Source organism: Pantoea sp. EA-12 (assembly GCF_030053355.1).
GTDB lineage: Bacteria > Pseudomonadota > Gammaproteobacteria > Enterobacterales > Enterobacteriaceae > Pantoea > Pantoea vagans_C.
Window position 1 is genome coordinate 31,290 of record NZ_JASGBY010000024.1, and the last position, 13,846, is coordinate 45,135.

Below are 13,846 nucleotides of genomic sequence, written 5' to 3' on the forward strand. Positions count from 1 at the left end.
AGAAAGAGATCATAATGAAAAAAATCACCCTTTCGCTGCTGGCGGTAAGCCTGCTGAACGCCAGCATCGCCTTTGCAGACACCGTTGCACCTGTGCCTGCCGTGATTGCCAATCATGAAGGCCCGGTACGCATCGCTATCATCCGTAACCTGGGTTCTGACGATAACACCACGCAGTTTGTGGCCGGAGCCATTCAGCAAGGTCGCCAGTTAGGCTTTAAAGTCAGCACCTTCCTGAGCAACGGCGATGACGCGCGTTTCCAGGATTTCGTTGCCCAGGCGATCAGCCAGAAGTATGACGGCATTATTTTGTCGCACGGTAAAGAGCCCTACTCCACTGCGCTGGTTAAGCGCATCGTCGATGCCGGTATCAAACTGTCAGTGTTTGATACTCCGGTTGATACGCCAGTAAACGGCGTCACCGTTACCGCGCAAGATGATGCTTCACTGGCGCAGGCGTCTCTGGGTCAATTGATCAGTGATTTCCATGGCAAAGCCAACATCATCAAACTGTGGGTCGCAGGCTTCCCGCCGCAGGAACGCCGCCAGGTGGTGTATGAGAAACTGCTGAAAGAGAATCCAGGTATTCATCAGCTCGAATCGATTGGCGCGGTTTCTACCGATGTGCAGGGTGATACCGCCAACAAGGTTGGCGCAATTCTGGCGAAATACCCGAAAGGCAAGATCGATGCGATTTGGGCATCCTGGGATGCTTTCAGTCAGGGTGCGTACAAAGCGCTGCAGGAGAATGGTCGTACGGAGATCAAGATCTACAGTATCGATGTCTCTAACCAGGACCTGCAGTTGATGCACGAGAAGAACAGCCCGTGGGTGCAGACAGTGGCTGTCGATCCGAAAACCATCGGCGCTGTGAACATGCGTTTGGTCGCGAATAAGATTGCGGGCGAGGCCACACCGGCCAGCTACGAATTTAAAGCCTCTTCCATTTCGCAGCAGTTGCTGAGCAGCCAGCAAGGTGCGGTCAACGTGGCATCATTGAACAAGATCATTCCAGGCTGGGGTGAGAACAACGATTTCGTCGCGCCATGGTTTGCCACGCTGGAAGCAAAATACGGTAAGAAATAGCGGCCTTCCCCCCTCACCCCAGCCCTCTCCCGCAAGCGGGAGAGGGTGCAGTCTGAGCGGTCTGACAAAGTGAATACATTCCCCACCATCGCTTGAGCGGTCCCCCTCTCCCATTTTGGGAGAGGGTGCAGCCTGAGCGGTCTGGCAAATTGAATACCTTCCCCACCATCGCTTGATCGGCACCCTCTCCCATTTTGGGAGAGGGTGCAGCCTGAGCGGTCTGGCAAATTGAATACCTTCCCCACCATCGCTTGATCGGTCCCCTCTCCCATTTTGGGAGAGGGTTAGGGTGAGGGAAAACATCCGCACGATTACCAACCCAGCACCAACTGCCGTTCCAGCTGTGGATCCACCAGCGTCACATGCAACCCCACCAGCCTTACGCCACGCCCTGCACGCCGCTCATCCCACGCCTGGCGAGCGACAGCGATCATGTCATCCTTGTTCAACACCTGCCAGACGTGCTCTTGCGTGGTCTGTTGGAAGTCATTGAACTTGAGCTTCACGCCCTGGCGCGCGATCTGCTTATCAGGACGAATGTTGGTGAGCCGGCGATCCAACTCCTCATAGAGAAAATCGATGATCGCCAGACACTGCTCCCAGCTGTGAATGTCTTCCATCAATGTCCGCTCGACCCCCAGCGATTTACGCTCACGCTCCACCACCACATCGCGGTCATCAATGCCGTTGCTGCGTTCCCACAGCACACGCCCGAACTTGCCAAAGCGTTTCAACAACAGCGCCAGATCGCTGCGCTGCACATCCGCGCAGGTGTGCAATCCCATCTCTTCCAGCTTTTTGGTGGCCACTTTACCGACGCCGGGAATTTTGCTCAGCGGCAGCGTCAGTAAAAAGTCGGGCATCACCTGCGGCGTAATCACATATTGCCCATTGGGCTTATTCAGATCCGAGGCGATCTTAGCGAGGAATTTAATTGGTGCGATACCCGCCGAGGCGGTTAAACCGGTTTCACGCAGGATATCCGCACGGATCGCCTGCGCCATCAGCGTAGCCGACCCCTGACAATGCCCGCTGTCGGTGACATCCAGATAGGCTTCATCCAGTGAGAGCGGTTCAACCAGTGCGGTATAGCGCGAGAAGATGTCGCGGATCTGGCGTGACGCCTCTTTATAAGCATCAAAACGCCCAGGCAAGAGCCTGAGATGCGGACACAGCTTCAGTGCCGTTGCGGTTGGCATTGCGCTGCGCACGCCGTATTTACGCGCCGGATAGTTGGCGGTGCTGATCACCCCGCGCTGGACGCGGCTGCCGCCGATGGCGATGGGAATATCACGTAATGAGGGATCGTCGCGCATTTCTACCGCTGCGAAAAAGCAGTCCATATCAACATGAATGATTTTACGCATACGCCCTCCGAATACTGGATAAGTATACAGCAGCGAAAAATATCGGCAATAAATGTTGTGCGGCGAATTAAAGTTTACAAAATTCTGGTCGTAATCCCTTTAGGAATGCACCATTTTCACCGACACTGACTTGATTAAACGTCAGACAATGTTAATGTTGCGCTGCGGTAGCGGATATTTCCGATAATGCAATACCAAGACGCTCAGCGTCATCGTCTCTCTTCACTTCAAGGTATACACAGAATGGGCAGAATCGCATTGTTGCTTGCGATGATTCTTATGCCAGTCCTTAGCTGGGCAATTTCGCCAGAGCCAACCCAACCGTCGGCTCCGGTGAGCAAAGAGTTAAAGAAACAGTTACTTGGCACCCCCGTTTTTATTCAGATTTTCAAGGAAGAGCGTACGCTGGAACTGTACGGCAAAATCGGTAATGAATATCGTCTGCTGGACAGCTATCGCATTTGTAATTTCTCTGGCGGTTTAGGACCTAAGCGTCGTCAGGGCGATTTCAAAAGTCCGGAAGGCTTTTATAACGTTAAGCTGAACCAGCTAAAACCGGACAGCCGTTTTTACCGCGCAATTAATACCGGATTCCCGAATCAATACGACCGCGATAAAGGGTATGACGGTAACTATTTGATGATCCACGGTGATTGCGTATCGATTGGCTGCTACGCCATGACCAATGCATCGATGGATGAGATCTTCACTTACGTTAACGCCGCGCTGCGTAACGGTCAGCAGGACGTGCAGATTAATATCTTCCCGTTCCATATGACCGACAGCAACATGCAGCGTCATCGTTACTCGACGTACATCAATTTCTGGCGTGAACTGCAGCCGGGGTATGCGTACTTTGAAAAGTACCATGTGCCGCCGACGGTGAATGTGACCACCACCGGGCAATATGCGGTCAACAGCACGCCGGTGATTTCAACACCGGATGCTGCCTCGAAGTCATTCCTGGCGCTCACCCAGGCAAAATAATGCCCACTCGCCTGGCACTATCCGGTGCCAGGTTTCATTCCCCGTCAGCGGCTGTGTCGCAATCACCGTCACCACATCTTTTGGCGTGGTTTGCTGCAGGAAATCAATCTCTACATCCTGATCGAGCAAGGTGGCTTTGCCAAACGGCGCACGGCGCGTGATCCAATACAGATTGGTTGAACAGAATGCCATCAGGTAACGCCCGTCTGACAGCAGCATGTTAAACACGCCCTTCTGCCGCAGTTCGCCTGCCAGCTCAGCAATATAGCGAAACACCGCTGGCCAGTTGCCTGGGGTACGTGGATAGCGCTCGGCCAGTTTATGCAGGATCCAGCAAAATGCCTTCTCGCTGTCTGTTTCACCTACGGGCCTAAAATGGCCGGTTTCCAGCTGGCGATAGCCTTTTAACTGCCCATTGTGCGCATAAGTCCAGTTGCGGCCCCACAGCTCACGGGTAAAGGGATGGGTATTTTCCAGCGACACTTCACCACGGTTCGCCTGGCGGATATGTGCTACCACCGAATGCGATTTGATCGGGTATTCCTGCACTAAGCGGGCAATGGGTGAGTTAAAGCTGGGTTGTGGATCTTTGAAGGTGCGGCAGCCTTTTCCTTCATAAAAAGTAATGCCCCAGCCATCTTTGTGCGGCCCGGTTCCACCGCCACGCTGCACCAGACCGGTAAAACTGAAACAGATGTCCGTAGGGACATTGGCGCTCATCCCGAGCAATTCGCACATAGCAACCGCCTTAAGTCAGAACCTCCCACGCGGGTGGGAGGGACACGTCATTACTTAACCATCTCTTTTTCGATCAGCAGCATCAAGATATGAATCACTTTGATGTGGATCTCCTGAATGCGGTCGGCATAGCCGAAGTGCGGTACACGAATTTCGATATCCGCCGTGCCTGCCATTTTGCCGCCATCTTTACCGGTCAGAGTAATCACTTTCATGCCTTTAGCACGTGCCGCTTCCACCGCTTTGATGATGTTGGCGGAGTTGCCGGAGGTCGACAGACCGAGCAGTACATCGCCTTCACGGCCTACGGCTTCAATATAGCGTGAGAAGACGTAGTCATAGCCGAAATCATTGCTGACGCAAGAGAGATGGCTGACATCAGAGATGGCAATTGCCGGGTAGCCAGGACGATTTTCACGGTAGCGTCCGGTTAGCTCTTCCGCGAAGTGCATCGCATCACAGTGTGAGCCACCGTTGCCGCAGGAGAGCACTTTACCACCGGCTTTGAAGCTATCAGCCAGCAGCACCGCGGCGCGCTGAATTGCGTGAATGTTCGCTTCATCACTCAGAAACTTGTTGAGCGTATCGGCTGCTTCATTGAGTTCTGAGCGAATAATGTCCTGATACATAGGGATGTCCTTTAGAGGAAAGATTGACCCTGCAAGTTTAACGGAATGGGGCAAAGCCGCAAAGCGCCTGCATCGAGTAAAAACACCTTGTGAGCTAACCGTTTCGCCTGTTCTTGACGGCAAGCGGTGATTTTGTGAGTTCTGTTGTAATTGCGATGTAAACAGATTGCTAAATCTCGTCCGCTGCTCTAAACCTTAATGCATAACAGGTCAGACCTCTTACAACTTACGGAGCAGTTCATTATGTTGCTTGCCTCGATTGTCGCGACGCTGATTTTGATTAGCGCCCTCTTCTACCATCAAGTGTCGCTGCGCATCAGCAGCGTGGTTCTTCTGTTGTGGACGGCAGGACTCGCCGCTGCAGGCCTCTGGACGCCTTGGCTGCTTCTGCCTTTGGCGATTATCCTGCTGCCCTTCAATTTGCCGGCCATGCGCCGCAGCATGTTCTCAAAACCGGCGCTGCACAGCTTCCAGAAGGTGATGCCGCCGATGTCTCGTACCGAAAAAGAGGCCATCGATGCCGGTACCACATGGTGGGAAGGCGACCTGTTCCGCGGCAAGCCAGACTGGCAGAAACTGCATAACTATCCTCAACCGCGTTTAACGGAAGAGGAACAAGCCTTTATTGATGGGCCAGTTGAAGAAGCCTGTCGCATGGCCAACGATTACCAGATCACCCACGAGTTGGCTGATTTGCCACCCGAACTGTGGGCCTATCTGAAACAGCATCGTTTCTTCGCCATGATCATCAAGAAAGAGTATGGCGGCCTCGAATTTTCGGCGTATGCACAAGCGCGCGTCCTGCAAAAGCTGGCGGGCGTGTCGGGCATTCTGGCAATCACCGTCGGCGTACCAAACTCACTCGGCCCAGGCGAATTGCTGCAACATTACGGCACTGACGAGCAGAAAGATCACTATCTGCCACGTCTGGCGCGCGGTGATGAAATTCCTTGCTTCGCGTTAACCAGCCCGGAAGCGGGTTCCGATGCCGGTGCGATTCCCGATACTGGTGTGGTGTGCATGGGTGACTGGCAGGGTCAGCAGGTGCTGGGTATGCGCCTGACCTGGAACAAGCGCTATATCACTCTGGCACCGATTGCGACGGTGTTGGGCTTAGCCTTTAAACTGTCCGATCCCGATCACTTACTGGGCGATGTCGAAGAATTAGGCATTACCTGTGCGTTAATTCCTACCCAAACTCCCGGCGTGGAAATTGGTCAACGCCACTTCCCGCTCAACGTGCCGTTCCAGAATGGTCCAACGCGCGGCAAAGATATTTTCGTACCGATCGATTTCATCATCGGTGGCCCAGCGATGGCCGGTCAGGGCTGGCGCATGCTGGTTGAGTGCTTGTCTGTGGGTCGTGGCATCACCTTGCCATCCAACTCGACTGGCAGCCTGAAGAGTATCGCGTTGGCAACCGGGGCTTATGCGCACATTCGTCGCCAGTTCAAAGTCTCTATCGGCAAGATGGAAGGCATCGAAGAGCCGCTGGCACGCATTGCGGGCAACGCCTACGTGATGGACGCCGCCGCAACCTTGATCACCAGCGGCATTATGCTCGGTGAAAAACCGGCGGTGCTGTCCGCGATCGTGAAGTATCACTGCACCCATCGCGGTCAGCGAGCGATTATCGATGCGATGGATATCGCAGGCGGTAAAGGCATCATGCTCGGTGAGAACAACTTCCTGGCACGTGCTTACCAGGGCGCGCCGATTGCTATCACCGTGGAAGGGGCCAATATCCTGACCCGAAGCATGATCATCTTTGGTCAGGGGGCGATTCGCTGCCATCCTTGGGTGTTGGAAGAGATGAACGCCGCCGCTAAAAATGACCTGGTTGCTTTTGACCGTGCGCTCTTCAGCCATATCGGCCATGTCGGCAGCAACAAAGTGCGCAGCCTGTGGCTTGGCTTAACCGGTGGTCGCACCAGCGCCGCACCAACCCGTGATGTGACGCGTCGCTACTACCAGCAACTCAACCGCCTCAGCGCCAACCTCGCGCTGCTGTCCGATGTCTCTATGGCCGTGCTGGGCGGCAGCCTGAAACGTCGTGAGCGTATCTCTGCGCGCTTAGGTGATGTGCTGAGCCAGATGTATCTGGCGTCCGCCACGCTGAAACGCTATGACGATGAAGGCCGCAACGAAGCCGATCTGCCGCTGGTGCATTGGGGCGTTCAGGATGCGCTGCATCAGGCGGAAGTGGCGATGGACGATCTGCTGCGTAACTTCCCGAATCGTTGGGTCGCGGGCGCAATGCGCATGGTGATCTTCGCCGGAGGTAAACACTGCCCAGCACCGTCAGACAAACTGGACCATAAACTGGCGAAACTGCTGCAATTGCCATCCGCCACGCGCACCCGTCTGGGACGCGGTATGTATTTGACGCCAAGCGAGCATAACCCGGCAGGCCAACTGGAGCAGGCGCTGCAGGATGTCATGGCAGCAGAAGTGATTCATGAACGTCTCTGCCAGCAGCAGAAAAAACATCTGCCCTTTACCCGACTGGATGCCCTGGCGCAGCGTGCGCTGAAAGAGGGTTGGATTGATGAGAGCGAGGCGAAAGTGTTGACCCGTGCTGAAGCCAGTCGCTTAAAAGCGATTAACGTGGATGATTTTGCACCTGAAGCGCTGGCGGCCCCGAAGCCACAAACGCCTGCCAAAACACGCGAGAATGAAGCCGCGTAAACCTAACCGGCGGCCCTCGGGCCGCCCTCAATTTTATCCTGCCTGACGAATCCGCGCGATCAACGCATCAACATCCGCAATATGGTCTGCTGCCAGAATCAACGTACGACCCAGCGTAATGCAGCTACGAATACATTCCGTACGCATGGTGTCATCAGCAATCTGTTTGAAATCAGCCACGTGTGACATCCCGACCGTGCGGCGAATCAGCTCCGTGCCGCAATAGCCAATGGTGTCGCTCCACACTTTGCGCAGGAAGGCTTCGGCATAGCCCGGATAAGCCAGCGCAACGTCAGTGGTGTTCGCCTGTGCCAGTTCCAGGAAGCGGCGAGAGAATTGGCTCCACACTTCATGCACATCACTTAAGCGACGCTCACGCCCTTCCGCGGCTTCACGCGGTGCCAGCAAGCCCGGCAGGCAGCAGTAGTTAATCAGCAGATTGCCGATGGCGCTGCCGACATCAAAACCAATTGGACCGAAATAGCCAAACTCGGCGTCAATCACCTTCAGGCTGCCGTCTGCCACAAAGATTGAGCCGCTGTGCACGTCGCCATGCAATAAGGCTTCGGCATCCGCGAAGAAACGATGCTTCAGACCGGCAACAGCAATTTTCAACACGTCGTCTGTGCGCAGGCTGACCACCAGCGACTCCAGCGCAGCCGGGTATTTATTACGCTCGTGATCGATGAAGGGATCGTTGAAGAACAGGTCTTCGGTGATTTCGCACATTTCCGGATTAATGAAGCGCGCCACCTCAGCTTTTTTCTTGTGCGGATGCAGGAAGAAATCGGACGTATGGAACAGCGTCTGCGCCAGATACTCTCCCAGCTGATGACCGGCTTGAGGATAGTAAGCCCCTTTCACCAGTTCGCCGCGCCAGATGCGATGGCTGGAGAGATCTTCCATCACCATCACCGCCAGTTCGGCATCGTAATGGGTGACGTTGACGGTGTGCGCTGGGCAATGCTTATAGTGCTCAACCAGCGTCTGCGCCTCCAGACGCGCGCGATCCAGCGTTAACGGCCAGGACTCTCCGACGCAACGCACGTAGGGCAATGCCTGCTTGACCACCACACGGCTCTGACCTTGATTATCAAAAATTTTAAAGACCAGGTTGAGATTGCCATCGCCGATCTCCTCTGCGCTGACCAGCGCTGACGGATCGTCCACACCGCCAAATTTTTTAGCATATTCCACAGCATCAGCAGCGGTGAAGGTACGGTATTGCGACATTGCCTGTTCCTCGACATTCGATAGTAATAAGCCGTTTGGACGTCTATACATCCGTCACGCATGTTGGCACAATAGCCGCTATTAACGCAACAGGGATTTCACACCATGCAAACACTTCGTACCACCAGCCTTGAGGTCCGCGATAACCAACTGTGGATCCTCGATCAACAGGCGCTGCCACAACAACAGAATTGGCTGCCAGCGCACACCGTTGCCCAGTTGGTCGACCATATTCATGCGCTGCGCGTACGCGGTGCACCGTTAATCGGCCTGTCTGCCAGCCTGCTGCTGGCGCTGCTGGGTGAACAAGGCGTAGCGCGCGCTGAGTTAGCCGAAGCGCTGGAGGTGCTCAGGGCAGCACGCCCAACGGCGGTGAACCTGATGAACAATCTGGATCGCATGAAAAATGCACTGACGGAGAGCGATCACGTTACGGCGCTGAGTACCGAGGCGCTGCGTCTGGTGGCGGAAGATAAGCAACTGTGTGACAACATTGCTCGTGCCGGATCGGCTTTGGTTAAGCCTGGCAGCCAACTGCTGACGCACTGCAACACGGGCGGCCTTGCCACGGCTGGCGTCGGTACCGCGTTAGGGGTGATCGCCCATGCGCATCAGCAAGGCTTAGTGAGCAATGTCTGGGTGGATGAAACCCGCCCTCTGTTGCAAGGCGGCCGCTTAACCGCATGGGAACTGGGCGAACTGAATATCCCTTACCAACTGATCACCGATTCAATGGCGGCCAGTCTGATGGCGCGCGGCGTGGTCGATGCGATTTGGGTCGGTGCCGATCGCATCGCGGCTAACGGCGATGTGGCCAACAAGATCGGCACCTACAGCCTGGCCGTGCTGGCGCACTATCACGGTATTCCCTTCTATGTTGCAGCACCGCACACCACGCTGGATCGCCTTTGCCCGAACGGCGAAGCGATTCCAATTGAGCAGCGCGCCGCCAGTGAAGTCACCGGCGTGTCCGGCAGTTTTGGTAGCGTACAGTGGGCACCAGAGAATGCCGCCGTCTATAACCCGGCATTTGATGTCACGCCTGCGGCGTTGATCAGCGGTTGGGTGTTGGATACTGGCGTGGTGACGCCTGCGCAGGTGAAGGAAGGGATTTTTCAGCCGTAATCTGTGCCGTTGAGGACAAGGTCGCCATAAATGGCGACCTTACAAGCGTCTGTAGGGTGCGCATTCATGCGCACCGATAATTACGCCAGGCGCGGATAGGCGTCAGCAATCTTGTCGCCGGTGAAGTTGGCGATCCAACCTTCCTGATTATCAAAAATACGGATCGCCGTGAAGTGCGGCTCTGAACCCATATCAAACCAGTGCGCGGTTCCCTCTGGCACCGAGATCAGGTCATTCTTCTCACACAGAATCTGATACACCTCATTGCCAATGTGCAGGCAGAACAGGCCAGATCCTTCAACGAAGAAACGCACTTCATCTTCGCTGTGGGTGTGTTCATTGAGGAACTTCTCGCGCAGTACCTGTTTGTTGGGATTGTCCGCACGCATGCTCAGCACATCCCAGCTCTGATAGCCCTTCTCAGCCACCAGACGATCAATCGCATGTTGATACGCTTTGATTACCGTTTCCGCGTCAGGATCGTTACCCAGATCGCGATCCGCTTCCCAGCGTTCAAATCTAACGTTTTTGGCATTCAGTCGCTCGCGAATGGCTTCAGCATCGGTGCTGTGCCAAACCGGCTGGCTGGCTTCGGTATCGCTAAAAATGGTCAGTGCACTCATGTTAAATCGACTCCGGTTTAATCTGGGAAAAATCATTCACCTGATGATGACGGCTGGCATTATCCGCCTCGCCACGAATTAACTGCAATGTGTGCCAACCCGCCTCTGCTGCCGCATCGAGTTCCTGATGAATATCCGACAGGAACAACAAGGAAGAGGGGGCAAGGCCAATCTGTTCGGCAATATTGCGATACGATTGCACTTCACGTTTGGCACCGACATCCGTATCAAAATAGCCGCTAAACAACGAGGTTAAATCACCTTCGTCGCTGTAGCCAAATAACAGTTTCTGCGCGGGGACCGATCCCGAGGAATAAACGTACAAAGCAATCCCCTGCTGCTGCCAGCGCTCAAATGCGGGCAGCACATCCGGATAGAGATGACCGGTGAACTGACCTTCAACATAGCCTGCGCGCCAGATCATGCCCTGTAGCGCTTTCAGGCCGGGGGATTTGCGGTCCTGATCGATGTAACCCAGCAGCGTGGTGATCACCTCTTCCAGCGTCGCCTGTGGCGCGTCGGACTCGGTGCGTACTGCATTCAGTGCCGCAATCACCTGTTCATCCGCCTGATTCTCGCGGACAAATGTTGCCAGATGCTGGCGCGCATAGGGGAACAGAACGTTGTGCACAAACTGAATATCGCTGGTGGTGCCTTCAATATCGGTAACAATCGCGCGAATCATTTAGCCTCCAGCAGGCGACGTTGTAGTTCACATTCGAACAGAAATTCCAGACCTTCCAGATGGCGACGCGCTTCATTAACGTCTTTCCCCCAGCAGGTCAAACCATGGCCACGCAGCAGAAATCCGTACTGCAGCGGCGTATCCGCGGCAAAGGCTTCAATACGCTGTGCCAACGCATCGATATCCTGGTCGTTATCAAACAGGGGAATCGAGACGGTGTTGAGGTGTGTGTCTTGACCGGCGAGGGTTTTCTGCATCTCGTAGCCACTCAGCAGCAGCGCACTGCCCTTCTCAACGCGTGACAGCACGGTGGAATTAACGGTGTGCGTATGCAGCACGGCCCCCGCTTGCGGGAACAGACGATAGATTAAAGTGTGCAGCCCGGTCTCTGCTGAAGGTTTACGTCCCGAAGGCACAAGATTGCTGGCAATTTCTACCTGAATAAAGTCTTCACGCGTCAGGTTACCTTTGTCTTTGCCTGATGCGCTCAATAAGCAGTATTCCGCATCCTGGCGAACCGACATATTACCGCCGGTGGCAGGCGCCCAGCCTTTGGCACCAATCCAGTGGCAGGCGGCCACTAAATGTTCCAGTGGGAGAAAATCCGTCATAGCGATGTACAGGCTCCGCAGGTTAGATTTAGACGTCTAAGCGTCTCGATTGCCAAATATTACCATCCTGTTTATAGTGGCAGCAACACAGGGTTTCTCCGCATCGACATTCGCGCTTAAGGCCACTAAATAATGACGCAGCTCAACCTGATCCCCGAGAGCAAATTACCGGCACTCGGTACCACGATTTTTACGCAAATGAGCGCCCTTGCCGCGCAGCACAACGCCATCAATCTGTCACAAGGTTTCCCGGACTTTGATGGCCCACACTATTTGCAGGAACGTCTGGCCTATCATGTCAGCCAGGGCGCAAACCAATATGCACCGATGACCGGTGCGTTACCACTGCGCGAAGCGATTGCCGATAAAACCGTTGAGCTTTACGGTCATAAACCCGATGTGAACAGCGATATCACCGTCACTGCCGGTGCAACGGAAGCGCTGTATGCCGCGATAACGGCGTTGGTGCGTCCGGGCGATGAAGTGATCTGTTTTGATCCCAGCTATGACAGCTACGCGCCTGCGGTGCAATTGGCTGGCGGCGTATTAAAACGTATTGCGTTGCAGCCGCCAGGATTTCGCGTTGACTGGTCTGCATTCCGCGGCCTGTTAAGCACTAAAACCCGCCTGGTGATTCTGAACACGCCGCACAATCCCTCTGCCACGGTGTGGCGTAAGAGTGATTATGCCGAGCTGTGGCAGGCCATCGCCGAGCAGGAAATCTATGTGCTGAGCGATGAAGTTTACGAACATATCTGCTTCGATGAAGAGGGACATGCCAGCGTATTAGCCCATGCTGAACTGCGTCAGCGCGCCATTGCCGTCTCCTCTTTCGGCAAAACCTTCCACATGACCGGCTGGAAAGTGGGCTACTGTATCGCGCCTGCCGCCATCAGCGCGGAAATCCGCAAAGTGCATCAGTATCTGACGTTTTCGGTCAATACCCCGGCACAGTTGGCGATTGCCGACATGCTGCGTCAGGAGCCGGAACATTATCGCGATTTGCCGGCGTTTTATCGTGCGCGCCGCGATTGTCTGGTGGATGCCTTGTCCTCCAGCCGCTTCAAAGTACTGCCGTGCGAAGGCACCTACTTTGTATTGCTGGACTACAGCGCGATTTCCGATCTGGATGACGTCAGTTTCTGCCAGTGGCTGACCAAAGAAGTCGGCGTGGCGGCCATTCCGCTGTCAGTATTCTGTGCCGATGCTTTCCCGCACAAACTGATTCGCCTGTGCTTTGCCAAACAAGAAGCGACGCTTATCGCCGCTGCGGAGCGCTTATGTCAGCTTTGAAAATTACCGTTCTGCAGGAAACCCTGAGCTGGATGGATGGCGCGGCTAACTTGCGCCATTTTGACGGCGTGCTGAAAGGCATTGAAGGCCGCGATTTGATTCTGCTGCCGGAAATGTTTACCACCGGCTTTGCTATGGAAGCCGCAGAAAGTTCGCTGCCACAAGAGCAAGTGGTGGAGTGGTTGCACGCTCATGCGAAAGCCACCAATGCGCTTGTCGGCGGCAGCGCAGCCATTCAAACGAAAAAAGGGGCAGTTAACCGCTTCCTGTTGGTGGAACCGAATGGCACGCTGCATCAGTACGATAAGCGCCATCTGTTCCGCATGGCAAATGAGCATCAGCACTATGTACCGGGTGAGACGCGTGAAGTGTTTACCTGGCGTGGCTGGCGTATTCTGCCGCAGATTTGCTACGACCTGCGTTTCCCGGTGTTCTCACGCAATCACAACGATTACGATCTGGCGCTCTACGTCGCCAACTGGCCTGCACCGCGTGCCCTGCACTGGCAGTCTCTGCTGTTAGCCCGTGCCATTGAAAATCAGGCTTACGTGGCCGGTTGTAACCGCGTTGGCAGTGACGGCAACAGTCATCAATACAGTGGCGACAGCCGGATTATTTCGCCATTGGGTGAGATTCTGGCCGCAGGCGAGCCTTTCGCCCGCACCCGCCTGGACGCTGAGCTGTCACTGGACGATCTACAAGCCTACCGCGAACGCTTCCCGGCGTGGCGCGATGCCGATGCGTATACATTGAAGTAATAAAAAACCCCGGCTAGCCGGGGT

13 protein-coding genes are annotated in these 13,846 nt (G+C 54.9%); 6 read left to right on the plus strand and 7 right to left on the minus strand.

What is annotated here, in order from left to right; translation table 11 throughout:
• Nucleotides 1-14 precede the first annotated feature (14 nt).
• The gene (locus QMZ30_RS24385) at nt 15-1,085 is read left to right on the plus strand and encodes a sugar ABC transporter substrate-binding protein (protein WP_283229228.1); all 1,071 of its coding nucleotides are present in this window, start codon (nt 15-17) and stop codon (nt 1,083-1,085) included.
• 311 nt (nt 1,086-1,396) lie between these two features.
• Here the strand turns inward: QMZ30_RS24385 and dinB are convergent, their stop codons facing one another.
• Nucleotides 1,397-2,452: a DNA polymerase IV gene (dinB, locus tag QMZ30_RS24390; RefSeq protein ID WP_039333164.1), complete on the minus strand. Its 1,056-nt coding sequence runs from the start codon at nt 2,450-2,452 to the stop codon at nt 1,397-1,399.
• 243 nt (nt 2,453-2,695) lie between these two features.
• On the opposite strand from dinB, the gene dpaA reads away from it, so the two are divergent.
• The gene (gene dpaA / locus QMZ30_RS24395; protein ID WP_039333166.1) at nt 2,696-3,439 is read left to right on the plus strand and encodes a peptidoglycan meso-diaminopimelic acid protein amidase; all 744 of its coding nucleotides are present in this window, start codon (nt 2,696-2,698) and stop codon (nt 3,437-3,439) included.
• Here dpaA and QMZ30_RS24400 read toward each other — a convergent pair.
• Both QMZ30_RS24400 and lpcA read right to left on the minus strand, forming a co-directional pair.
• Complete coding sequence (locus tag QMZ30_RS24400) at nt 3,410-4,177, minus strand: class II glutamine amidotransferase (RefSeq protein WP_039333168.1); 768 nt, start codon at nt 4,175-4,177, stop codon at nt 3,410-3,412. The genes dpaA and QMZ30_RS24400 overlap by 30 nt on opposite strands.
• Before the next feature lie 50 nt (nt 4,178-4,227).
• Nucleotides 4,228-4,806 (minus strand): D-sedoheptulose 7-phosphate isomerase, encoded by a 579-nt coding sequence (gene lpcA / locus QMZ30_RS24405; RefSeq protein ID WP_021507284.1) that lies wholly within the window; start codon nt 4,804-4,806, stop codon nt 4,228-4,230.
• A gap of 243 nt (nt 4,807-5,049) precedes the next feature.
• Here lpcA and fadE point away from each other — a divergent pair, with 243 nt between their 5' ends.
• Nucleotides 5,050-7,494, plus strand: a complete 2,445-nt coding sequence (fadE, locus tag QMZ30_RS24410) for an acyl-CoA dehydrogenase FadE (protein ID WP_283229229.1) — start codon at nt 5,050-5,052, stop codon at nt 7,492-7,494.
• A 33-nt stretch (nt 7,495-7,527) separates the two neighbouring features.
• Here fadE and mtnK read toward each other — a convergent pair whose 3' ends face one another.
• On the minus strand, nt 7,528-8,727 hold the full coding sequence (gene mtnK, locus QMZ30_RS24415) for an S-methyl-5-thioribose kinase (protein ID WP_283229230.1): 1,200 nt from the start codon (nt 8,725-8,727) through the stop codon (nt 7,528-7,530).
• A gap of 105 nt (nt 8,728-8,832) precedes the next feature.
• Between mtnK and mtnA the strand changes: the two genes are divergently transcribed.
• Nucleotides 8,833-9,852, plus strand: coding sequence for an S-methyl-5-thioribose-1-phosphate isomerase (gene mtnA, locus QMZ30_RS24420; protein WP_283229231.1), 1,020 nt, complete (start codon nt 8,833-8,835; stop codon nt 9,850-9,852).
• Nucleotides 9,853-9,932: 80 nt separating this feature from the next.
• Here the strand turns inward: mtnA and QMZ30_RS24425 are convergent, their stop codons facing one another.
• The 3 genes from QMZ30_RS24425 to QMZ30_RS24435 are packed head-to-tail and all read right to left on the minus strand — an operon-like array spanning nt 9,933 to nt 11,771.
• A complete protein-coding gene (locus QMZ30_RS24425) occupies nt 9,933-10,475 on the minus strand; it encodes a 1,2-dihydroxy-3-keto-5-methylthiopentene dioxygenase (protein ID WP_039333177.1) in 543 nt (180 codons plus the stop codon).
• Nucleotide 10,476: 1 nt separating this feature from the next.
• Nucleotides 10,477-11,160: an acireductone synthase gene (gene mtnC, locus QMZ30_RS24430; protein WP_283229232.1), complete on the minus strand. Its 684-nt coding sequence runs from the start codon at nt 11,158-11,160 to the stop codon at nt 10,477-10,479.
• A complete protein-coding gene (locus tag QMZ30_RS24435) occupies nt 11,157-11,771 on the minus strand; it encodes a methylthioribulose 1-phosphate dehydratase (protein ID WP_283229233.1) in 615 nt (204 codons plus the stop codon). The genes mtnC and QMZ30_RS24435 overlap by 4 nt, the downstream gene beginning before the upstream one ends.
• Before the next feature lie 132 nt (nt 11,772-11,903).
• Between QMZ30_RS24435 and QMZ30_RS24440 the strand changes: the two genes are divergently transcribed.
• Together QMZ30_RS24440 and QMZ30_RS24445 are read left to right on the plus strand one after the other, a co-directional pair.
• Nucleotides 11,904-13,064 (plus strand): pyridoxal phosphate-dependent aminotransferase, encoded by a 1,161-nt coding sequence (locus QMZ30_RS24440; RefSeq protein ID WP_283229234.1) that lies wholly within the window; start codon nt 11,904-11,906, stop codon nt 13,062-13,064.
• The gene (locus tag QMZ30_RS24445) at nt 13,052-13,822 is read left to right on the plus strand and encodes an amidohydrolase (RefSeq protein WP_283229235.1); all 771 of its coding nucleotides are present in this window, start codon (nt 13,052-13,054) and stop codon (nt 13,820-13,822) included. Before QMZ30_RS24440 ends, QMZ30_RS24445 begins: the two co-directional genes overlap by 13 nt.
• Nucleotides 13,823-13,846 lie beyond the last annotated feature (24 nt).

What these genes read in the sequence shown, in the direction of transcription:
- QMZ30_RS24385 (WP_283229228.1), top strand. Translation starts at nt 15, where the DNA reads ATGAAAAAAATCACCCTTTCGCTGCTGGCGGTAAGCCTGCTGAACGCC.
- dinB (WP_039333164.1), bottom strand. Translation starts at nt 2,452, where the DNA reads ATGCGTAAAATCATTCATGTTGATATGGACTGCTTTTTCGCAGCGGTA.
- dpaA (WP_039333166.1), top strand. Translation starts at nt 2,696, where the DNA reads ATGGGCAGAATCGCATTGTTGCTTGCGATGATTCTTATGCCAGTCCTT.
- QMZ30_RS24400 (WP_039333168.1), bottom strand. Translation starts at nt 4,177, where the DNA reads ATGTGCGAATTGCTCGGGATGAGCGCCAATGTCCCTACGGACATCTGT.
- lpcA (WP_021507284.1), bottom strand. Translation starts at nt 4,806, where the DNA reads ATGTATCAGGACATTATTCGCTCAGAACTCAATGAAGCAGCCGATACG.
- fadE (WP_283229229.1), top strand. Translation starts at nt 5,050, where the DNA reads ATGTTGCTTGCCTCGATTGTCGCGACGCTGATTTTGATTAGCGCCCTC.
- mtnK (WP_283229230.1), bottom strand. Translation starts at nt 8,727, where the DNA reads ATGTCGCAATACCGTACCTTCACCGCTGCTGATGCTGTGGAATATGCT.
- mtnA (WP_283229231.1), top strand. Translation starts at nt 8,833, where the DNA reads ATGCAAACACTTCGTACCACCAGCCTTGAGGTCCGCGATAACCAACTG.
- QMZ30_RS24425 (WP_039333177.1), bottom strand. Translation starts at nt 10,475, where the DNA reads ATGAGTGCACTGACCATTTTTAGCGATACCGAAGCCAGCCAGCCGGTT.
- mtnC (WP_283229232.1), bottom strand. Translation starts at nt 11,160, where the DNA reads ATGATTCGCGCGATTGTTACCGATATTGAAGGCACCACCAGCGATATT.
- QMZ30_RS24435 (WP_283229233.1), bottom strand. Translation starts at nt 11,771, where the DNA reads ATGACGGATTTTCTCCCACTGGAACATTTAGTGGCCGCCTGCCACTGG.
- QMZ30_RS24440 (WP_283229234.1), top strand. Translation starts at nt 11,904, where the DNA reads ATGACGCAGCTCAACCTGATCCCCGAGAGCAAATTACCGGCACTCGGT.
- QMZ30_RS24445 (WP_283229235.1), top strand. Translation starts at nt 13,052, where the DNA reads ATGTCAGCTTTGAAAATTACCGTTCTGCAGGAAACCCTGAGCTGGATG.